We start from the raw sequence: 21752 nt of genomic DNA on the forward strand, positions 1-21752 counted from the left end.
CGTCGATCTTCAGGAGCTTCTTCAGATGCATCAGCGGCAGCAGCTTGTTGCGCAGGCGCAGAACGGCGGTGTCCTTGATGCGCTCGATGCGGTGCTCGGAATTGGCCCGCGCGCGCACCAGCTCGACCACGGCGAGCTGCGGGATTGCGAAGCGGTCGCCACCGGCCTCGACGATCAGCGCCGAGACGATGGCGAGCGTCAGCGGGATCTTGATGGTGACGGACGAGCCTTCGCCGGCCACCGACTTGATGTCGATGGTGCCGCCGATCTGGTCGATGTTGGTGCGCACCACGTCCATGCCGACGCCGCGGCCGGAGACCGAGGTGATGGTGGCCGCGGTGGAGAAGCCCGGCGCGAAGATGAACTTGTGGATCTGCGCTTCCGTCATCTTCTCGAGCTCGGCCTCGGTGACGAGACCGTTCTGCAGGGCCTTGGCCTTGATCCGCTCGGTGTTGAGGCCGCGGCCGTTGTCGGCGATGCAGATGATGATATGGCCGCCTTCATGATAGGCGGAGAGACGGATCGTGCCCTGGTCCGGCTTGTTGGCAGCGGCGCGCTCGGCCGGAGTCTCGAGGCCGTGATCGGCGGAGTTGCGCACCATGTGGGTGAGCGGATCCTTGATCAGGTCGAGCACCTGGCGGTCGAGCTCGGTGTCGGCGCCGTGCATCTCGAGCTCGATCTGCTTGCCGAGTTCGGTCGCGAGATCGCGGACGATGCGCGGCAGCTTCTGCCAGGCATTGCCGATCGGCTGCATGCGCGTCTTCATGACGCCCTCCTGCAGCTCGGCGGTGACGTTGGAGAGCCGCTGCAGCGGCACCTTGAACTCGGTGTCCTCGTTGCGACGGGCGATCTCGAGGAGCTGGTTGCGCGTCAGCACGAGCTCGGAGACCATCGTCATCAGATGTTCGAGCGTGTCGACATTGACGCGGATCGACTGGTTGGCGACCTTGTCGTTCTCGTGCACCTCGCCGTCGGCATTGGCCTTCGGCCGCGCAGCCTTCTTCGGCTCCGCCTTGGCCGCAGTCTTGGCCTCGGCCTTGGCCGGCTCGGCCTTCGCGGCGGGCGCGGCAGCCTTGGGCTCGGGCGCCTTCTCATGCGCGGGCGGCGTCTCGATCGCGGTCTCGCGGAAGGCGCGCTCCAGCTCGTCGAGCGACACCTCGCCCGGACGTAGCGGACGCTCCAGCGTCTGGTCGATCAGGCTGCCCTGCGTGACCGGCGCCGCGGCGGGCGCAGCCGGCGCGAGCGGCGGCGCGGCTTCGCCGGCGGCCATCGCCGCCATGCCGCGCTCGACCATCGCCTCGAGCTCGCTGATCAGATCGCGGTCCTCGCCCTCGGGCTCGGATTCGTTGGCTTCGAGCTGCGACAGCAGGTCCTTGATGCGGTCGATAGTGGTCAGGATCAGGGTCACGGCCTCGCCGGTCACCGGCATGCCGTCACGGAATTTGCCCATCAGGGTTTCGGCGGCATGCGCCAGCGCCTCGAGCCGCGGCAGGCCCAGGAAGCCGCAGGTCCCCTTGATCGTGTGCACCAGCCGGAAGATGTTATCCAGGATCTTGGCGTTGTTCGGCTCCTGCTCGAACCGCACCAACTGATTATCGACGGTATCCAGGCTCTCGCTGGTCTCCGTCAGGAACTCACGCAACAGATCATCCATGAAACTGGCCTTCCAAGAAGTGGCGTTGCGATCGCTGGCGACCGCTGATCCTGTCAGAGCGATGGTCGGTCCAGTGCTTTCGCCAAGGCGTGCGGATCAAACCCGCCCGTCGCTCGGCTCAACGGACTTTCCTTCCTGCCATCGTTAGGCGCGGCTTTTCTCCGTCCCGTTAATTTTAATGTCCGTGCTAATACGGACGAAGCCCGGGCGCTCGGTTGGCTGCAGGCCTGCGCGCTCGCGAGGCCCGGATCTCACGGCACCGCTTCGGCTTGCAGCACAGCGCTGTGCTCGCGCTCGATCAGCGCCCTGATCTCCTTCAACGCCTTGTACAGCGCGCCTTCGGTGACATGGCGGTCGACGGCCTCGGCCTGGCCCGCAACGTCGGGGATCGCCCTGCGCAACTCGTTCATGCAGGCGAGATAGGACGCGCGATGACGGATCGCGTCGTTCTTCAGATACATCGTCTGGACACAGAGGTAGAGGCGCTTGGCCGGCGTATCGGCGGTTTCCGCGGTGACGGTGTCACGCTCGCGGAGGATCGGCGCGTCACCTTCGACGATGAAGCGCGCGCGCGTGTTCGAATTCACGATCACGGTGTCGCCGATCACGATCCGCTCGAAAGGCTTCAGCTCGACCCGCAAGGGCATGGCCCGGTCTCCTCTCGAGAGTCTCCTTTCGGGAGCGACACCGCCGGCAGGCTTCGTCTCGTCGACACGAGGCTGCTGTTTGCAACCGCGCGCCGCGCTGTCGCGCGGGTATGGGTCGACTTCGATCGAGACCGGCGTGAATCCCGGATGGTCTAGCCGAAAGCGGCGGGGACCAGCCCCGCCGCCTCCGATGATGTTGGATACGCGCCTGCGCCTTAGCGCAGGAGCTGCAGCACGCTTGCCTGAGACTGGTTGGCGAGCGACAGCGCGGACACCGCGATCGACTGGCGGGTCGACAGCGCCTGGCTGTTGGCCGCTTCCTCGTTGGTATCGGCCAAGGTCAGGTTCGACGAACCGGTCTGCAGCACGTTGATCAGGTTCTTGTTGAAGTCCTGACGCACCTGCACGACCGAGAGGTTCGAACCCAGCGTCGACGCCTCGTTGCGCAGCGTGGAGCTGGCGCTGTTGAGGACACCGATCACCTTGTTCGCCGAGTTGTTGTCGAGGAAGTCGGTGCCCGAGGTCAGGCTCGAAAGGCCGAGGCCAGCCGAGTTGAACGTGACACCGGTGATCGACAGCGTCGACTTGCCGGTTTCGTTGAAGGTCAGCTTCAGCGTATCGCCGTTCAGCAGGTTGATGCCGTTGAACGATGCGTCGGCCGCGGTCGTGTTGATCTGCGCCAGCACGTTGTTGTACTGAGAGACCAGGCTCGCCCGCTGCGTCTGCGCGGTCGAATCGGCGACCGGAGCGGCTGCCGTCAGACCGTTGAACGCATTGCTGGATGCCGCGGCGGTGCCGCCGATCGTGCCGATCGTGGCGGACGCTGCGTCGTTGGTCGTGGTGAGGGTGATCTTGCCGGTGGACGAGTCGATCGAAGCCTGCAGGTTGTTGGCTGCGAGCGCCGTGTTCAGATCGTTCAGCGATTTGACCTGCCCTGTCCCTAGACCGAAGGTGATGCTCGTCGCTGTGCCACCTCCTGTGGCACCCACCGTCAGCGTCTTTCCTGACAGGCCGTCGCCGACCGCGCTGAGACCGAGCTTGGCCAAGGTGCCGCTGCTGCCCGAAAGCGTCAATCCTGCCGCTGGCGGCGTCAGGGTGATCGCACCGGCGGTGATCGACGAGGTGACGCCGGTCGCAGTCTGGATCGCCGACAGCAGGTTGGTGACGCTGTCGCCGATGCCGATGCTGGTGCCGGTCGAGGACGTGCCGGTGACGAAGCTGAAGGTGGTGCCGTTGACGACCAGCGTCTCACCAGAGGTGATGCCGGTGGCCAGGTCGTTCGACGAGGTGCCGGACGTACCCGACAGCTTGGTCGAGCCGGTGATCGCCACCGCCGTGGTGTTGTCGTTCAGCACGACCGAACCGGTGACAGCCGTCGTGCTGGAGGCCAGCAGATCGGTCGCAGTGGCACCGGTCAGCGCGGTCGACGTCACGTTCGACTTGGTGGAGTAGCCGACAGCGCTCTGCAGCACCTGGTTGGCGATCGACTTGGCGCTGTCGACGAGCTTCTGCAGCGAGGTGATGCCGGTGTTGGCGGACTGCAACACCTGCACGCCGTTGCCGATGCCATCGAGCAGATTGGAGATGTCGGACGCGCGGTTGTCGAGGCCCTGGGCGGTGAAGAAGTTGGTCGGGTTGTCGAGCGCCGAGTTGACCTTCTTGCCCGTGGAGAGATTGTTCTGCGTGTTCGCGAGGAGCTGAGCCGTCGACTGAAGCGAGAGCAGGTTCTGGCGAACCGACGCAGAGAGTACGATACCTGACATTGTCATTCCCTTCTGGATGAACATGAGTAGTGATCGCCGAACCGTTCTGTCGGCGACGGGGCAGACTGGTCCCCGGAATCCTACCCGTTCGTTAAATTGAGCTGGGAACGACGGCACCGGCGCCCGGCGACCGCGGTTAATCCTAATTGGCCGCTAATCAATTCCGTCAAATGCGCGAAGATTGGCCGAATTCGCGCGAAAATCGTACCGGAAGCGCATGGCGAGCCTCGTCTCGCGCTGACACCCGCTCCGTCGTTAGCACGGCGCTAACTATGAGCTGGAACGCCAATCGGGCTAGCACGGATCCCGTTCGGCGCGCGGAAGTACGATTTCGACGCTTGCCGCCTGGCCGTGCGCTTCCTTGAGCGCGAGGCGCCCGTTCGAACGTTTGACGAAATCCTCGACCATCCGAACGTCGTGGAACATGGCGGCGGTCTGCGCGCTGTCGGCAGCATGCGCGGAGGCCCGCAGGACGATCAGCACATCGCGGCCTGGAGGGCCATCGGCAGGCGAGTCCGGACTGATCGCCTCGATGTCGATCGTGCCGCCACCGTCCATGCCGTTGCGCGCAGTGATCGCAAGGCAAAGCAGCGCGGCCATCAGCTGACCCGGATCGACGAACACCGCCGGCACGTTCGTCCCCACCGACGTCATGACCTCGACCTCCGTGCCGAGAGTCGGCCGAAGCAACCGTCCGACGTCGGTCAGCAGCTCGCTCAGCTCGACGGCGCATGGCCGCGGCGGACGTCCGCGCGCAAACGACAGAAGCTGCGACGTCAATCGCGCCCCGCGGGTCGCCGCCTCATCGATCAGACGCGCCACGGCCGCAAGCTCGGGCCGGTCTTCGACGGCCTGGGCGAGAATGTCGATGGTCCCGGTGATCACGGTGAGGATGTTGTTGAAGTCGTGGAGCAGGCCGCCGGCGACCTGACCGACGATCGCCAATCCCGGATTGACGTCTTGCATCGCCGGCTCTGCACCCTCGTCAGGTGATGACGGGTCGGCGACTTGATGATGAGAAAGCGCCATGAGTCCTGAGCTACCTGTTGAGGGAGAGACGGCGGGGGTGCCGGGGAAACACATACGGGCGGATGCTGCTGCAGTTTTCAGCTTCGCCATGGCGTTCAGCGTCGCCTTGGGGTTCAGCGTCGTCGCTGAGCATCGATCGCGCTCCAGCCGGATCCAGCATCAGTCCGAAACCTCGCTGTCGCCGTGACGACCGACGCGTCACCAGCGATTGGAGGCAGACCGATGCCCCCGATCGAGATAAGACTTGCATCCCGACAGACAAAGATCGGTCAACGAATCAGCGCGCTTGTTAGCGATTTTGGCCTCAAGATGTCGGCTGTCAATGATCGCAGCCGGCCACCTCGCCGCTCCAGCTGCCACGTCGCTCACATGCCGCCATCCACAGGCGCCGCGCGCCGTTGGCGAGATCGCGGACCGGCCGACCTGGCACGCTGTATACAGCCTGCGTTCAGCGCACACCTCATTCCGACGACGCCTGACGGCGAAATCGTCGATGCACAATCGGCGTGTCTGCACAACAGCGAGCACAGCGGGAAATGATGCGTGTAACTGGGAATCTTCCCTGGTTATTTTTCTTGTCAGCAGGCGGGACGCAGTTCTATGGAACCATGAGTGCATTGAGATCCGAGAGGCTGCGTTACTGCAATGCAGGAGATGGCTTTGGACCCCAGCTTGCGTTCTCCAAACGGCTTCCTGTCGTCGCTCGCCGACGATGATTTCGAGTTGATCCGCCCCTATCTGCGGACCGTCGATCTCGTGCAGGACTCCGTGCTCGCCGAGGTCGGCGAGAAGCTTCCGCGCATCTACTTTCCTCACCGCGGCGTCATCTCGCTCGTCGTCAATCTGGCGCGCGGCGAGCGCGTGCAGGTCGCCATGATTGGACGGGACAGCTTCTTCGGCAGCATGTCGTTGCTCGCCGGCGGCGAGCCCGTGGTGCTCAACAGCGCAGCCATCCTGGTGCCCGGCACCGCCTCGGTCGTCGACATCGACCGGGTGCGGGCCGCCATGGAGCAAAGCTCGACCTTCCGCTCGCTGTTGCTTCGGCACGCACTCGCCATCTACGTGCAGAGCCAGCAGACGGCGGGTTGCAATGCTGCCCACACGGTTGAATCGCGGCTCGCCCGCTGCCTGTTGCAGACGCATGACCTTTCGGGCGGCAACAAGCTCTACGTCACCCAGGAATCGCTGGCCCAGATGATCGGAGCACGGCGCAACAGCGTGTCGCTGGTGGCGAGCACCCTGCAGCAGGCGGACTTCATCCACTACAGCCGGGGCCATATCGAGATCATGGATCTGGAGGGCCTGAAGAGGACGGCCTGCGAATGCTACGGCACCGTCAAGGGACATTACGAAAAGCTGGTTCGGCCGCGCTGCCTGCCCTGAGCGGCCCCTGTTCGGCGGCCGTGATGGGCGCTCGGCGGTTGCAGCCGGACCGCTCCGGACGGGCTCCGTACAACTACGGCCAGCGGCATGAACAGTCCCTCCGGCCCGCGCGGAATTAACGCGCTGTTCAACGGGCCCTGATAATTGTCGACGTGCTGACGAGCGCGAGTTCCAAGAAGCGTCGAATAATCTTCGTGCTGATATATCTCGCCCGTGTTCGGCTTTTGACCAAACGCGCGGAGTAATGACATGGCCTTTGATCTGTCGATGCCGATCCTGGTGGTCGATGACTATGCCACTATGATTCGGATCATCCGCAACCTGCTCAAGCAGCTCGGATTCGAGAACGTCGACGACGCCAGCGACGGATCGGCCGCGCTCGCCAAGATGCAGGCGAAGAAATATGGCCTGGTGATTTCCGACTGGAACATGGAGCCGATGACCGGCTACGACCTGCTGCGCGAGGTCCGTGCCAGCCCGGATCTGTCGAAGACGCCGTTCATCATGATCACGGCCGAATCCAAGACCGAGAACGTCATCGCCGCCAAGAAGGCCGGCGTGAGCAACTACATCGTCAAGCCGTTCAACGCAGCAACCCTCAAGACCAAGATGGAAGCCGTGTTCGGCCCTGCCGAATAGCCGCCCTCGAGATTGCGCGGCTTCTGCGGCCGGACCGACGTCCGGCCGTTTCGTTGGCGGCTGCAGCCTGTACGTCGTCGGGCCGGGCTCCATCCGTAGTTGTACGGAAACCAAAATTTACGAGGGGGTCAGAGCCGGCCATTAGACAGGACCCTGCTTGCCGACGACGACGCCAGGCTGGCAACGGGACAGGGAATTCATGCGCAACGAGCTCCTCGTGATCGAAGATGCCGACGTGCATCTCTCCATTCTACGGAAGATCGCGGCCCAGGCCGGCTTCAATACGACCGGCGTCACCTCGGTCGACGCCGCCTATGACGTCCTGCAAAACCGGCATTTCGATTGCGTCACGCTGGACCTGTCGCTCGGCGAGCGGTCCGGCACGGAGGTTCTCGATCGCCTCGCGCTACTGAAATTTCGCGGACCGGTGCTGATCATCAGCGCCTCCGAAGAAGACGCGCTGTCCGCGTCGGTGCGGATCGGGAACTTCCTCGATCTGAACGTGTATCCTCCCTTCGCCAAGCCGATCGATCTGACCTTGCTCCGGCAGACGCTGAAGCAGATCGCCCAGGGGACCGACCGCCAGCGGCTGGTCAGAGCGGCGGGCTGGTAGCAGACGATGAGCAACAAGAAGCGTTTCCTGGGAGCGCCGGCTGCGATCGCGCTCATCCTGATCTGCGTGATCGCCGGTAGCAACCTGTTCTTCCTCACCAACCTGCGCGAGAACGCGCTTCAGCATGCCGAGGAGGATCTCAGCCGCCACAGCCTCACATTGGCCGAGAACGCCGACCGCTCGGTGAAGTCGGTCGACCTCGTGCTGACGAGCGTGCGCGACTACCTGGTGCGCGGCGGCGCCATCGACGCTGCGGCCTACCGCAAGGTCGCGTCCGACCATCAGACGCATCTGCTGCTGAAGGAGAAGATCGCGGGGCTGCCGCAGATCGACGCCGTCACGCTGATCGACGCGGACGGCAAGCTGCTGAACTTCTCCCGCTACTGGCCGATCCCGGACGTCAACATCTCCGACCGGGACTACTTCAAGGCGCTGAAGACCGATCCGGCGCTGCAGACATTCGTCAGCGCGCCGGTCCAGAATCGCGGCGATGGCACCTGGAACATCTATTTCGCCCGGAGGCTGAACGACTCCAAGGGCGACTTCATGGGGACGATGCTCGGCGCGATGTCCGTGCCCTATCTGGAGAACTTCTTCGGCTCCACCTCGCTCGGCCTCGAGGCCGCGGTGTCGCTGATCCGTGAGGACGGCACGCTGCTGGCGCATTTCCCGCCGACCAGCGAGATCGGCAAATCGACCTCCGGCTTCGGACAGCGCGCGCTGTCGGCCGGCGGCGTGCTGCGCGAACTCTCCGGGCGGAGCGGCGAGATGCGCCTGCGCGCCGCGAAGATGCTGCCCAACTATCCCGCGATGATCGTGGTGTCGGTGTCGGAGCAGCACGTGCTGACGGCGTGGCGCGCCATGGCGACGCTGCTGGTCATCGTGTCGCTGGTCAGCGCGTTGGCGGTGGTTGCCGCGGCTGTCCTGATCTCACGCTGGTGGCAGCGCCACGAGCAGCTGATCGAGGCGGCCGAGGCCGCAAACGCGGCCAAGTCCACCTTCGTCGCGATGATGAGCCATGAAATCCGTACACCGATGAATGCGGTGCTCGGTCTCGCAACCACGCTGCTGGAGACCAATCTCGACCCCGAACAGCGCCGCTCCGTGGTCGCGATCCACAATGCCGGCGACAATCTGCTCGAGATTCTCAACGACATTCTCGACTTCTCCAAGCTCGAATCCGGCCAGCTCTCGCTGGAGGACATCGCATTCTCGGCCGAAGCGCTGGTGCACAATACGCTGAGCATCATCGGGCCGCGGGCCTCGGCCAAGGATCTGAAGCTGCGCAATGTCAGCGATCCGGCGGTGCCGCCGGCGCTGATCGGCGACGCCGGCCGCATTCGCCAGATCCTGCTCAACCTGGTGTCCAACGCGGTCAAGTTCACCTCCTCGGGCGAGGTGGTGATCACCACGCGCTGCATCGAGAAGGACGCGGAGAAGGCGACCGTCGAATGGTCGGTGACCGACACCGGCATCGGCATCGCCGCCGACAAGATCGGCTCCCTGTTCGCGAACTTCGTGCAGGCCGACAACTCGATCAGCCGGCGCTTCGGCGGCTCCGGGCTGGGACTTGCGATCTGCAAGCGCCTCACCGAACAGATGGGGGGCGAGATCAAGGTCACCTCGACGCTGGGCAGCGGCTCGACCTTCTCGTTCCGCCTGACCCTGCCGATTGCCGAGACCGTGGCGGTGCCCGAGCAGAACGACGACAGCGTCTACGCCGCGCTGCAGAGCCGGATCGCGGCGTTCGGCCGGCCGCTTCGGGTGCTGGTGGTCGACGACAATCCGACCAACCGGCTGGTCGCGACCAAGATGATCAAGGATTTCGACATCCAGACCGACACCGCCTGCGATGGCGCCGAGGCCGTCACCGCCGCCAGCCGTTTCAACTACGACCTGATCCTGATGGATGTCCGCATGCCCGAGATGGACGGCTTCCAGGCGACGCGGACCATTCGCGCGCGTGGCGAACGCCGCTCCAACGTGCCGATCATCGCCTTCACGGCAAACGCCTTCATGGAGGACATCCGGGCCTGCCGCGAGGCCGGGATGAACGACTTCGTCGTCAAGCCGGCGCGCAAGAAGGCGCTGGTGGAAGCCATCCTGCGCGTGCTGCCCGCCCCCACGCCGGTCATGGAAATGGTCGCCTCCGATGTCGCGCCGCTGGCGCCGACCGAGCCGGACGCAAGAACGGTCGATGTCTCCGCGGAGACCGAGGTTGCTCCCGAGCCTGCACTCGATCGTGAAGCCTATGCGGAGCTGGTCGGCGAGATCGGCGACGACGCGGCGCAGGAGATCCGCGACGTGTTCTTCAGCGAAACGGATATGCGGCTGAAGCTGTTCCGCAAATTGTCGCTCGACGGCGAGCGCATCAAGATCGGCCGCGAGGCCCATTCGCTGAAGAGCGCTGCCGGAACCTTCGGCTACAGACGGCTCGCGACCTATGCGCTCGCGCTGGAGAGGAGCGCGCCGCGTCTCTCTCCCAAGGAATATTTCGAGCTGCTCGACAACATCGACGCCGCCTACGCTGCCGCCCGAGTTCAGGAGCTGCAATACTGACGCCAACCCGGTTGCGCTTGCGTGGGCGCGACCGCCTTGCGCCCTGCCCCGCGGCGGCCATTCGTATCGGTCACGCGGCTGAGGGGACGCCTCCCTGCTCGCCCCGAGCCGCCTCGACGGGCAACCAGGACAGTCGCGACCGAGATTCGCCGAACGCGATTTTCACATTCCCTACCAATAGGTTGACGCCGTACTTCTACGGCCCATGATTTTCACAATCGACTAATCATGAGCTGCGAGACTCAAGGCCACATAGGAGATGTGTCCCATGTTTACGTTTGAAACCGCCGACCAGAAGGAAGTCAGGCGTTTCCGAATTGCACAGTTCAACGGCCGGACCGCGACCGTGAAATCCGGCGGAGCGACGATCACCGGGCATGTCCGCTCGGTCATGGAAAAGGAAGCGAGCGTCCCGCCGCGCTGGACGATTACGATCGTGCCGACGACACCCAAGGCACAGCCGGCGCTGCGGCCCGCTTCACGGGTCCGCCCTTTTGCCGAGGACTACTTCTGACGGCCGCGTCAGCGGGCGTCCCATCCATTCGTCCAATGGACCGGACGGGATGCCTCGATACCGCGGTCACCCCAGCCATCCATACCCGATCCGACAGCGCCGGCGCGCATGGCGCACGTCGACATCATCCCATCTGGTTGAGAATCGCGGCGCGAACGAGCTCGGCGGTGTTGCGCGCGCCGAGCTTGCGCATGGCCTCGGCGCGGTGGCTCTCGAAGGTGCGAGGGCTGATGCCCATGCGCAGGGCGCCTTCCTTGTTCGAATGACCTTCGCTGATCAGCTTGAGAACCTCGCGCTCGCGCGGCGTCAGGGACTTGCTGGAACGGCCGGCGCGGGCAGACGCGGGAGCCGGCACGAGCTCCTGCTCACGAACCGCCATCGCCTGGGACACCAGACCCGGCTGCGCCTGTGCGCCAGACATCCTGCTCACCAGGGCACAGACGCGCTCGGTCTGCATCAGCGCATTGTCCACGACGATCTGGACATGACGGCGCTCGCCGGGGCTCCTGGCGATTTCATCGCTGCGCTGCTTGATTTCGCTCATATAGAGCATCAGCGCCGTGAGCGACCCGTTGAGCTGATGCGCCAGCGCCGTTGCGTCTTGATCCTCGGACCGCTCCATCGCCTGCGCGCCGTCGCGGCCGGACGGAAGGCCGCGGTCGTTAACCTTTGGGTCTGCCGGCACCCGTGCGGCGCGATCGTCGGAAAGGCTGTTGCTGAGCTGTGCCATGGCTCATCATCGCGCGTCCCGGACTTTAACATGGTTAATATTGCAGCCCGTAACAGTACGGGATATCGGCGGCAACTCGCGCAACAGTCGATAATTTCCCTCAAAAGTTGCAGATTCAAAAGATTAACGCGCCGCAGCAGGCTCCCTGTCGCGACAGGTCATCGTGACCGCCCCACTGCGCAACCAAGGGCGCCGCGCATTGCTACGATTGTTTACCGAAATTAATTCGGCACCAACTGTTTCGTGGTTCGATGCGCCCCGTCCTCGTCCGTAAGACGAGCCGTTGAGACCTCGAAGCTGGTAGCCAGACACGACAATGGGACCCGTTGACCGGATCTGGGAATTCCTGCAGCGGTTGTCGCCGCTGACGCGGAGCTGTCTCCTCAGCGAGCTCGAACGGCTGGAGCTGAGCGGGGTGGACATGCCTGGTTCCGCCGACCTGCAGGCGCGCTTGCGCGCCGAGATCCGCAAGGATGGCGCCAGCAGCAACCGCGCCATCAATCCGTCGCGCTACTTCTTCATGCCGATCGAGCAGCTCCTCGTCGACGGCTCGCCGGAGCATGCGAATGAAGGCCGTATTGCCCGCGGTTCGCTGACGCCGATCTGGGAATGGATTTCGCGCGATCTGCTGCCGACGATGGCCCGCGACTACAACGCGCAGATGAAGGACCTCATCGCGGCGGACAAGCAGCGCGAGATTCGCCAGGCGGCGAGCGCCTTCCAGACCAAGGTGACGAAGTCGCTCGAGGGCACGCTGGCGCGGGCCGACGGCATCGAGCAGGTCCGCAGCAAGCTCAAGGCCTATACGGCCTCCCCATCCGTGTTCGACGACGTCGTCAAGCTGATGAAGGCGTTGCGCGCCCGCGAGGAGCTGGCGAAGTTCGCCGACTCCCTGCCGGACCGGATCGCTGAGTTCGACGACCCGCAGGTCAAGAAGATGGTGCTGCTGCTCGACGGCCTTCGCAAGAAGCAGCCCGAAGCCGTGCCCTTCGCATTGACGCTGGTCGCCAAGCGCCTCAAGGAGCCATGGCAGGTGATGCGGCTGGCGACCAAGGCGGCGCGCACCAAGAACGTCACCGACGTCATCACGGCGCCCTACGCGATGACCGTTCCGATGGTGCTCGACCAGTTGGAGGACAAGCGCCTGGCGCTGCGGGTCGCCTTGAAGAACAACCGCGTGGTCACCGCCAAGGAAATCCTGACCAGCATCTATGATATCGAATACGCCATCCAGGTTCGCATCGACCGGATCGAGGAGTCGGACTGGGGCCATCGCCTGAGCGCCATCATGAGCAACACCGCCAAGATGGTGCAGGACGAGGTCAAGCGCTTCCCCGAGGATGTCGGCCATGTGCTCGGCTCCAACCGGCTGCGCAGTCACCGCTCGCTCGGCGACCGCCTGACCTACATCGCCTGGAAGGGCCGCGACGCCATCAAGACGGCGCTGCGCTCCGCGACCGGCTGACGGTGGCGGCAAGCAGGCGGCAGCTCGTAGCTGGCATGAGCGTCAGCCAAAGCTCGAACGGCATCGGCGAAAACGCCTCGGGGGGCCGTTTCCTCGCCGTGTGCCTCCCCTGATATCGCGATCACGCCGCAGGCGTCCGCCCATCCCGGACCCTCGGCCAACCGCTGGAACCCGGCGCGCCGTCGTAGCTTCTTCATGCGCCGGGCATGATTTACTCCGCATGTCACACCGCTGATGATGCGGCAGAGTATCTCTAACGATGGAACGAGGGAGGCTGAGGTGAGAGCGAGCAGAACCGTGCTGGTAGCGCTGGTGATGGCATGTGCTGCGCTGGTGAGCTCGGACAGTGGCGCGCAGAACGCGGCTGATCCGCCGGCAGCGCCGACGGCGGACAATGCCGTGCTGCTGACCGTCTTCCTGAAGCACGATCAGTCGCGGCCGCTCGGCGAGCTCAACGCGCAGCTCGAGCGCCAGGGCTTCTACAAGGCCTTCCCACCGGCCGGCATCGAGGTGGTGAGCTGGTACGTGATGATGGGGGTCGGCCAGGTCGTGACGCTTCGCCTGCCGGCCTCGCGTCTGCGCGAGGTCAACCGCATCTTCGAAACGACGGCGTGGGGTGCCTATCGCACCGAGTTCTATCCGACCTATGACTACAAGGCCGTCGGCCTCGCCCATCACGACAAGGCGATGCAGTAGATCAGCACACCCGATAGCAAGGACCGGCGCGCCGACGCGGCCCGGAACTGTGAGAAGTTCGGCGGCCGGGCGGCGGCCCTCATCCCTTGGCCATGCGCTCCCGGGCGGATTTGAACCCGGCGACGAAGCGCGCCAGGGTGTCCGAGGTCTTGCCGCGCGGCAGCATCACTTCGATCAATGAGAACTGTCCCCGCCGCTGCACGGCACGCTCCAGCGCAGCCACGAGCTCGCCGCGGGTGGAGACCCGCTCACCCGCACCGCCGATGGAATTGGCGATGTCCGCGTAGTGCCAGTCGTCGAGATCGTTGAAGCGCGACTCCGGCTGGAACACGCGCAGCATCTCCCAGCTGCAATTGTTGAACAGCACGACAATCGGATCGAGGCCATAACGGCGGCAGTTGCCGAGCTCCCAGCCGGTCATCTGGAAGGCGCCGTCGCCGACCAGGACCAGCGGCCGCAAGCCCGTGGCGGCGACGCCGATGCCGGCGGGCACGCCGAACCCCATGCCGGCGTAGTAGCCCGGCGCCGCCAGCGCCGTGTTGTCGATCTCCATCGCCGTGAACAGGCAGTCGCCGATATCCGAGGTCATCGGCATCCGGCCGTGGCGATCGAACATGTCGTTGATCGCGGTGGCGATGTCCGACGGCGCGATCGGCTGGGCGTCGGGGCTCAGGCCGCGCGGATAGGCCGAGCGCTGCCGCAGGCTTGCGGGCGCCGCGGCGCGCGGCGTGGCACGCGCCTCCAGGGCATCGATCAGATCGCCGAGCGGCATGTCGCGATAGGCATGATGGCCGATCTGCACCTCGCGACTCGCAGCCAGGATCATCCGGCGCGGATCCGGGGCGCGGTTCGACAGCGCGAAATTGGTGTCCGACAGGATGACGCCGAGCATCAGCACGAGATCGGCGTCCTCGACCAGCCGGGTGATGGCGGGGTCGCCGGCGGCGCCGAGATAGGTGCCGGCGACGACATCGTCGGCCTTGTCGAGCAGGCCGCGTCCCATGAAGGTGGTGACCAGCGGCAGGCCGAGCTTGCGCGCCAGCGCCGCGATCCGATCCTCGACGCCGTAGCGACGGATCTCGACGTCGACCACGATCACCGGCCGCTCGGCGCGTCCGATGCGCGACAGGATCTCATCGACGCATTCGTCGAGCGCCTCGCGATTGGCGCGCCGCGGCGGCAGCGGCACCACGGCCTCGACCTCAGCATCGACCATGTCGCGCGGGAATTCGAGATAGACCGGCAGCGACATCTCGCGGGCGCTGCGCAGCACGCGCGCGATCTGCGCCGGTGCGGTCGCGGGATCCGACAGCACCGCCTGGTCGCAGGTGATCTCCTTGAACACCGCAAGCTGGGTGTCGACGGTGCGGGCCTGATGATGCAGCAGGAAGCCGGAGACGCGCTCGCGCGCGCCGGGCGCGCCGGCGATCACCACCACCGGCGAGCGCTCGGCATAGGCGCCGGCCACCGCATTGACGACGTTGAAGGCACCGGCGCCATAGGTCACGACGGCCACGCCGAGGCCGCCATGATAGCGCGCGGCCGCGTCCGCCGCGAAGCCGACCGCCGGCTCATGGCTCAGCGTGACGCTGGGCAGGATGTTGCTTTCCTCGATGACCTTGAACAACGGCAGCACGAAGTCGCCGGGAATGCCGAAAATCTCGCGGGCGCCGTGATCCTTCAGGGCGGCAAGCAGCGCATGAGCAAGAGCGGGCATTCGGACCCTCCGAGTAGCATGGCGTTCAGCGGTGCTACACGATGAGGGAAGCCCTGCCAATCGCCGGACTTGTCGCGCGGGGATGCGCCAAATGGCCGCCGTCCATTCGCCGCGCCGCTGTCAAACGGGTGCCCCGTCGTCCGGATCCGACACCACGCGGCCTCAGTTTCCGGTGATCAGCAGCGCGTGGGCCGATCCGGCGGCGGGCCCGGCACCGTGCGGAACGGCAAGCGTCACCGCGAACAGCATGACGATCGCCAGCACCATGCCGAGCTTCATCATGACCGTCCGGCGGTCGGTGATCGGCAGAAACAGGAAGAACAGCAGCGCCGCTGCCAGCACGAGATCGAATATGTAGGACATGACCATCTTCTCCGTTCCCGGGAAGGATGGCCCATGCGGTGGCCGCGGACTGTGCGGGCCGTCACTCTGGCTTGAGGCTGGCTCTGGCGTGAGATTGGCCAGGGCGATGAGCGATCCGGTCCCGATCCTGAGAGACTCCGACATCGTCACCGGCGGGCGTACGCCTGCCATCACATCCGCTCGACGACCGTCACACGCCTGCTACGGCTTTTCACATTCGGAATAGAACGTGCCGTTTGCGGCGGACAGGCGCTGCATGCAATGGCGCCGGTCGGTGACCGCGCCTTCGACCGTGAAATCATAGGCCTGGGTCTTGAGCACCAGCGCGTAACGGCCGGGCGGCAACGGAACGTCGGGGTCCCGAGGCTGAACCTCGATCATCTGCGGGTCTTCCTTCAGGGGCGCGGCCCGGAACGGAATTGACACGTTGCGCATCACCCAGGTCTTCTCATCGCCCGAAGCCGATGCCAGCAGAGGCTTGCCGGCCGCATCGAATGTGGTCACCTGATTGACCCGCGCGATGATCCGGACCTCGATGGGATCCGAGGCCGCCGCACCGCTCTCGCGCCGGAACACGATGAATTTGACGCGCCCGTCAGGAAGCACGGTGATGCTCGGCTTGGTGATCGCGGCCGAAATCGCAACGCGGGGATCAGGCGCGCGCCCCTGAAGCATTTCCAGCTCATAGAGCTTTTCGGCAACCTCCGCATAGACGCCATAGGCGGTCGGCAAGGCTCGCTTCGGCTCGAGCCGGGGCTCTGGTGTCGGCTGAGCGGACACAGGCGCGACCGGCACCTCGACCGGCTCGACGGAGGCTGACGGCCGGGCAGAGAGAGCGCCCGCCACGGTCGTTCGCAACGACGAGAAGGCATCACGTCTTTGCAGCGCGATGAGCACGAGGACCGTGCCCAACACGGCCAGCATCACCAGGAAGCGCAGCGGGACCGACGACGACCAGCCCCGACGCCGGCGCGCGGGCGCAGCCGCGCTGTCCCGGCCCGGCAGAATCGGATCCGCTGCCGCTTCGCCGCGAAGCGACCCCGGCCTGTCCAACAGGTTCGGCACGGCCTCATGCGCGATGCGAACCGGGCGCACGGTCGGCGGAGGCGCGAGCTGCGCCGGGCCATTGCTCTGGGTGTGGGCCTCGACGCCCTCAATCGCAACCTCGAGCGCCTTCATCAGCCGCTGCTTCTCCGACGGATCGTCGGTAGCAAGCTCCTGGAGCTTGTGGCGAGCGAGCTCGTAGACCGCGCTGCGAAGCTGTTCCGGATCTGCGCTGACGGCATCGATCGTCCGCGCCAAAACCAGCGCGAATTCCACCTCCGGATGCGCGGACGTGATATCCTTGACCGACCGCTCCAAAGGCCCTGAGGTCATCAAACAATGAGACTTCGCTGAAACGAGATTGCGTGATCCGAGAGCGGGAGTTTATGCAGATTCCGGACGTTAAGACAAATGTTACGATGTTGCCGGAGCGAGGGGCGTCAGCCCTCCCCGGTCATGTCGCCTGGAGCATCAGCCATAACGCATGTCCGGGCGTACGGATCGGCTCAGGCGCTTAGCGCGGCGACGTGATCGGTACGTTCGTCGTCTGCCCCGGAAGCGGCGCCGTTCTGCCGCGGCCCGCGGAGGGATACAGAGACGTGGCTGGCGGCACAGGCTGAGTGGCGGTCGGCTTGCCGGTGGATACTCCACCGCCTGGACCATCGATCGTATAGCGCCCTGCGGACTGTCCATTGGACGTCCGGCTGTTCTGCGCCAGAGCCGGTCCAAGAGTCAGAATCAGCATCACCGCTGTCGTCGCAAGCCTGGCAGACATCCGTCCAACCTCCGTGATCGCAAGGCCAGGAAATGCCACCGCTTCGCAGAGGTTCCAACCTTCGTATCACGACACCGGGAGATCGTTGCGATCGACGCGCTCAGCAGGTGCAAATGCCACTGATGCCGGCGCATATCTCTTTTCGAAGCCCGCACGCGACAGCGGGATGGTCGCCTGCGAAGCGCGGAAGTGGAACACCGTCCTCCGAGCGGGCCGCGCGGCATGCGGCCGACGAAACAGCGCAGCTATCAGGCACCGATCTGGGCGACAGCGGCCCAATGATTTGGATTGGCTGGGGTCTGCGACCGAACCCAGCGATAGTTTGCCTTCGACCAGCTGCGGATCTGGGCGTTCAGATTATCGAGGACGAGATCGCCCTCTTTCGCACGAACGACCAGGATCAAATGGTGTTCTCCCCACGAGGTGACGACTTCGCTCAGCAGAAGGTTGCGCATGGGCCAGCCGCGCGCCAACAGTTCGTGGCGCTTGGTCACGGCGTAGTCATTGCAGTCGCCGCGCGCCGGCCCGATCAGCCATTCCTCCCCGGCGAGCCCGCGCTCATTCCGCTGCGGAACGATCTGCCGATTCACCTGCGCGTTGACTTCGACCAGTTGCGCCAGACGCTCCTTGGTCAGGCGCGTCGCGCCACCACGGAAGACCATCCGCGGCCGCTTGACGCCACACTCGTCGGAATAGCGCATGCAGAACATCGTGTAGGCCATCGGCGCGAGCGTCGGCTCGCTGAAGCGGATCTTCTCGACGATGCCACGCAACGCCAGTGGCGATCCGATCAGACCGGCATGAGCCTGATTCTGAGTGACTCCGAACGCAACGACCGCAACCAGTGCCGCCAACGCCTTACTGAACCTGTACATTCCAAAACTCCCCGTCTTGCCTTTGCAGACGTACGGGAAATGTTTTGAGCTTTGACAGAGAGCAGAGGACGCATTTGTCTCAATTCTCCCGACGGTGACGAGCCGTACGTTAACCATCCGGGCGCGCGAGCACTCGCGCCGGCAAAGGACGGCGATATCAGCGGGAGATCGCGGCAAAACCGGCCGGGTTCGGCGCTCCGTCTTGATCGCCAGCGATATTTTGAGAAGACGGCGCGGTGAACCGGCAACGCGGTTCTTTCGGACTTGGTCAATCAAGCATGAAGCGTCGCGCGGGGCGGACGCCGAGCGAGCCTGTGATCAACGGCCGCGCTTGGTCCTGGACGCAATCCCGCAATGTCTCATGACGATGTCCGCGAGCACCCTGATCTCGTGATCGGCAGGCGACCCGGCAGCGACGTCGGGCATGGCTTGGCCGAGGGAGAAGGCGCGGATGAAGGCCGAGCGGCTGCCGACCATGGGAGCGATCTCTTCACCAAACTCCTGCAGCTCGGCAACGAGCTGCTGGCCCTCCAGCGTGCGCCGATCGACGCGGTTCGGCACCAGCAGCACGCGAAGCGAGGCTCGCCGGCTGACACGGACCCGCCGGACGATGCCGAGCGTTCTGGCGGTCGCCTCGATGTCCAGGCCAGACGGGGTACAAGGCACCAGCACCATGTGAGTCAGAGCCAGCACCGCCCCGAGCACGCGGTCGTTCGGAGCGGCGTCGATCACGAGAATGGGGTGCTCGATCTGTCGCACCAGCCTGACCCATTCACCGACGGGCCGCGTCTCCGGATCAAGTTGATAGACCGGAAAGGAAAGATGTCCGGGCTCCGCCCAGTGACAGGCCGAAGCCTGCGAATCGGCATCGATGAGCCCGACCGATCGGGTACGCCTGTCGATCTCAGCCGCCAGCAGCACAGCCAGAGTCGTCTTGCCGACTCCGCCCTTGCGCTGGGCGACAGCGATCACAACCGGCGTTGGGCTCAAGCGGGATGCTCTCAGTAAACGAGCTTCAGCATTTCAGGCAGGCATACCCGCAGAGCATCGTAGTTCTCTTGGACAAAGAGCCGTGCCTTGGCGCGCATGTTCTGGAACGATCTGGGTCGAGACAGGACCGAGATGACCTTCTCGGACAAGGCATCAATATCAAAGAAGGGCACCAAGACGCCAGTGTCAGCCGAGATCACATCGCGAAGCGGCGGCGTGTCTGAGGCAACGACGACACAGCCGGCACTCATCGCTTCCAGGCACGACCAGGACAGCACGAAGGGATAGGTCAGGTAAACATGCACCGATGAGACCTGCAGGACCTGCAGATACTGATCGCGCGGAAGCTGCCCCAGGAAATGAACGCGGCGCAGATCGAGCTGAGGCCGAACCTCCTCGAGGAACTTCGATTTCCAGGTCGTGCCCTTGGGCGGCTGCGCACCATAGGAGGTCGCGCTGCCGCCGACGATGAGGACCTGCGCGTTCGGCCGCGCTTGAAGGATCCGGGGGAGTGCCCGCATGAAGATGTGGAACCCCCGCAGCGGCTCGAGATTGCGCGACACGTAGGTGATGACCTCATCGTTCGGCGACAGCCAACGGCCGTTTGGAAGCAGCAGCGCAGCGTCCGAATCCGGCTTCGCCTCGTCGACGTCGACCCCTTCGTGGATCACCTGGATCTTGCTCTGGAACTCGCGCGGGAATGTCGATTTCTGCCAGGGCGTCGGCGACACACCGAGATCGCATTCGGCGAGAGCCAGAAGTGAGCTGGCATTCTTGAGATGCAGAGCGACATGACCGTCCAGGCCGGTCATCGGAAATTCCGGATCGAAGCCGACGTCCCGCCCCTCCGCCGCATAGAAGAATTCGCAATAGAGCACGATGCGCGCCTTGGGAAACATCGTCCGAAGCGGCAAGGTCTCTCCCCATCCGGGGTGAGCGAAGATCAGATCGGGGACGAAGCCCTGCCCCGCAAGAGAGGACAAGACATAGAGGACCTCCTCGGCCCGGCGACATTCCAGATCGAACCGCCGCGCGAACGGATGCACGAGCGTCGGATCCGAGACCGGGCTCGAATATTTCAGCAGTCGGACGCCTGACGGAGCCTTCGCCGTGTTGGAGCCGACGGCCACCACGGTGTTATCCTGATTTTCCGAAAGCGCGCGCGCCAAATGACGATACTGGGCCGGAAAATTGTTATGGACAAAAAGGATGTTCATCGGGAAAGAGGAGCCTCCAGCGCCGCGAGAGCTCAGAAGACGCAAGATTTTCCTGTCTAGCCTTTCGCGCCAAGCGGCGTTGATATATGTTCATGGATTAACGTTAAGTCTCTTCTGTAGCACATTTTTCTGGTGCACATTGTACAGATGAACCTTTCCAGTCGAACGGCGCAGGATTGCGGGGCGGCGAATGAGCGACACAACTCAGCAGAAATCCATCGATCTGGCCCGAGGACTGTTCCTCGTCCGCTACAATGGAGCTGAGGACAAGGCCTCGCCACCGATCGTCCGCGTGGCGCCGGACCGGTCGTCCATCGACAGCTGTACCGTCATCACGTCTCCCGATTCCGTCGATGGAACGCTGTACAGCCCCGACAGTGCACTGGTGGTCTCAGTCGTGCGGCCGTCCCGCCTCACGGTCGAAGTAATCGCGCAGCAGCCCGGCGGATCGACGGCGGCGAACGTCAAGATCGAGCCTTTGACGCAGGGGCAGAAGCGGGACAGGTCGCTGCCGTCGCGCGGGGGCGCCGTCATCAGCGAACTTCCCGACCTGCAGGTGCTGGCCCATGTCGCCGGCATCGGAGACGTGACCGAAGCGTCGAACGCGTGGGTGGCCGGCCCGACGGCGCCTGCCCGCATCGAGGGAATCTGCCTGCTGTGGCCGAACAAGCCACATGATCTCGACGTCCAATATGCGGTCCGCTTTGCCCGCCCCCAGCGCGGCGACAACCAGCTGGTCCCGCTCGGGACCTTCGCCGGCACCCGCGGCCGGGCGCTGCCGCTGACCGGAATCTCCCTGGAGGCTTTGGGGGCCGGTGCAAACCGCTACAATTTCGCGGTCGAGGCCATCTTCCTGGGCGCGCCGGCGATGCGGGTCACCGGCAGGCGCATCAATCTTTCCGGGCCATCCGGTCGTGAGCCTCTCGTCGGGCTGAAGATCAGCATCGAGGAGACGCCCCCGACCATTCTCGCGGCGCCCGCGGCCCGGGCAGCCATCGACGCCGGCAGTCCGCGCTCCGGCGGACGCGTCAGAGTGTTCCGCAGTCGACAGAGCGCCGCCAAACCCGGCGTTTGATTCT

At 64.7% G+C, this 21752-nt stretch carries 19 protein-coding genes; 8 read left to right on the plus strand and 11 right to left on the minus strand.

Annotation, left to right across the window (positions count from 1 at the left end):
• The 4 genes from QQL87_RS08145 to QQL87_RS08160 all read right to left on the minus strand — a co-directional run.
• Positions 1–1654 (minus strand): chemotaxis protein CheA (locus QQL87_RS08145; RefSeq protein ID WP_284416872.1); only part of this gene is annotated, 1654 nt, incomplete at its 3' end.
• A gap of 251 nt (positions 1655–1905) precedes the next feature.
• Positions 1906–2301 (minus strand): flagellar biosynthesis repressor FlbT, encoded by a 396-nt coding sequence (gene flbT, locus QQL87_RS08150; protein WP_284416873.1) that lies wholly within the window; start codon positions 2299–2301, stop codon positions 1906–1908.
• A gap of 215 nt (positions 2302–2516) precedes the next feature.
• On the minus strand, positions 2517–4064 hold the full coding sequence (locus QQL87_RS08155) for a flagellin N-terminal helical domain-containing protein (protein ID WP_284416874.1): 1548 nt from the start codon (positions 4062–4064) through the stop codon (positions 2517–2519).
• A gap of 294 nt (positions 4065–4358) precedes the next feature.
• Positions 4359–5093: a histidine kinase dimerization/phospho-acceptor domain-containing protein gene (locus QQL87_RS08160; protein WP_284417216.1), complete on the minus strand. Its 735-nt coding sequence runs from the start codon at positions 5091–5093 to the stop codon at positions 4359–4361.
• Between the two features lie 660 nt (positions 5094–5753).
• On the opposite strand from QQL87_RS08160, the gene QQL87_RS08165 reads away from it, so the two are divergent.
• From QQL87_RS08165 to QQL87_RS08185, 5 genes are all read left to right on the plus strand, one after another.
• Entirely contained in the window at positions 5754–6476 is a 723-nt protein-coding gene (locus tag QQL87_RS08165; protein WP_284416875.1) for a Crp/Fnr family transcriptional regulator, read from the plus strand.
• Between the two features lie 249 nt (positions 6477–6725).
• Positions 6726–7115, plus strand: coding sequence for a response regulator (locus tag QQL87_RS08170; protein ID WP_284416876.1), 390 nt, complete (start codon positions 6726–6728; stop codon positions 7113–7115).
• 199 nt (positions 7116–7314) lie between these two features.
• Entirely contained in the window at positions 7315–7728 is a 414-nt protein-coding gene (locus tag QQL87_RS08175; protein ID WP_284417217.1) for a response regulator, read from the plus strand.
• A 6-nt stretch (positions 7729–7734) separates the two neighbouring features.
• Complete coding sequence (locus QQL87_RS08180) at positions 7735–10287, plus strand: hybrid sensor histidine kinase/response regulator (protein ID WP_284416877.1); 2553 nt, start codon at positions 7735–7737, stop codon at positions 10285–10287.
• 268 nt (positions 10288–10555) lie between these two features.
• Complete coding sequence (locus QQL87_RS08185) at positions 10556–10801, plus strand: hypothetical protein (protein ID WP_284416878.1); 246 nt, start codon at positions 10556–10558, stop codon at positions 10799–10801.
• A gap of 124 nt (positions 10802–10925) precedes the next feature.
• On the opposite strand, the gene QQL87_RS08190 is transcribed toward QQL87_RS08185, so the two are convergent.
• The gene (locus tag QQL87_RS08190; protein WP_284416879.1) at positions 10926–11531 is read right to left on the minus strand and encodes a response regulator transcription factor; all 606 of its coding nucleotides are present in this window, start codon (positions 11529–11531) and stop codon (positions 10926–10928) included.
• Between the two features lie 316 nt (positions 11532–11847).
• Here QQL87_RS08190 and QQL87_RS08195 point away from each other — a divergent pair, with 316 nt between their 5' ends.
• Entirely contained in the window at positions 11848–12996 is a 1149-nt protein-coding gene (locus QQL87_RS08195) for a hypothetical protein (RefSeq protein ID WP_284416880.1), read from the plus strand.
• A 315-nt stretch (positions 12997–13311) separates the two neighbouring features.
• A complete protein-coding gene (locus tag QQL87_RS08200; RefSeq protein WP_284417218.1) occupies positions 13312–13692 on the plus strand; it encodes a hypothetical protein in 381 nt (126 codons plus the stop codon).
• Between the two features lie 79 nt (positions 13693–13771).
• Here QQL87_RS08200 and ipdC read toward each other — a convergent pair whose 3' ends face one another.
• From ipdC to QQL87_RS08230, 6 genes are all read right to left on the minus strand, one after another.
• Complete coding sequence (gene ipdC, locus QQL87_RS08205) at positions 13772–15409, minus strand: indolepyruvate/phenylpyruvate decarboxylase (protein WP_284416882.1); 1638 nt, start codon at positions 15407–15409, stop codon at positions 13772–13774.
• 162 nt (positions 15410–15571) lie between these two features.
• Positions 15572–15772, minus strand: a complete 201-nt coding sequence (locus QQL87_RS08210) for a hypothetical protein (protein ID WP_284416883.1) — start codon at positions 15770–15772, stop codon at positions 15572–15574.
• A gap of 201 nt (positions 15773–15973) precedes the next feature.
• Positions 15974–17149, minus strand: coding sequence for a hypothetical protein (locus QQL87_RS08215; protein WP_284416884.1), 1176 nt, complete (start codon positions 17147–17149; stop codon positions 15974–15976).
• Positions 17150–17839: 690 nt separating this feature from the next.
• Complete coding sequence (locus tag QQL87_RS08220) at positions 17840–18466, minus strand: transglutaminase-like cysteine peptidase (protein WP_284417219.1); 627 nt, start codon at positions 18464–18466, stop codon at positions 17840–17842.
• Positions 18467–18784: 318 nt separating this feature from the next.
• Complete coding sequence (locus QQL87_RS08225; RefSeq protein ID WP_284416885.1) at positions 18785–19456, minus strand: nucleotide-binding protein; 672 nt, start codon at positions 19454–19456, stop codon at positions 18785–18787.
• A gap of 11 nt (positions 19457–19467) precedes the next feature.
• The gene (locus QQL87_RS08230; RefSeq protein WP_284417220.1) at positions 19468–20673 is read right to left on the minus strand and encodes a glycosyltransferase; all 1206 of its coding nucleotides are present in this window, start codon (positions 20671–20673) and stop codon (positions 19468–19470) included.
• Between the two features lie 190 nt (positions 20674–20863).
• Between QQL87_RS08230 and QQL87_RS08235 the strand changes: the two genes are divergently transcribed.
• Entirely contained in the window at positions 20864–21748 is an 885-nt protein-coding gene (locus QQL87_RS08235; RefSeq protein WP_284416886.1) for a hypothetical protein, read from the plus strand.
• Positions 21749–21752: the final 4 nt, after the last annotated feature.

The sequence above is a fragment of the Bradyrhizobium sp. SSBR45G genome, from assembly GCF_030159255.1.
In the GTDB taxonomy this organism is placed as follows: domain Bacteria; phylum Pseudomonadota; class Alphaproteobacteria; order Rhizobiales; family Xanthobacteraceae; genus Bradyrhizobium.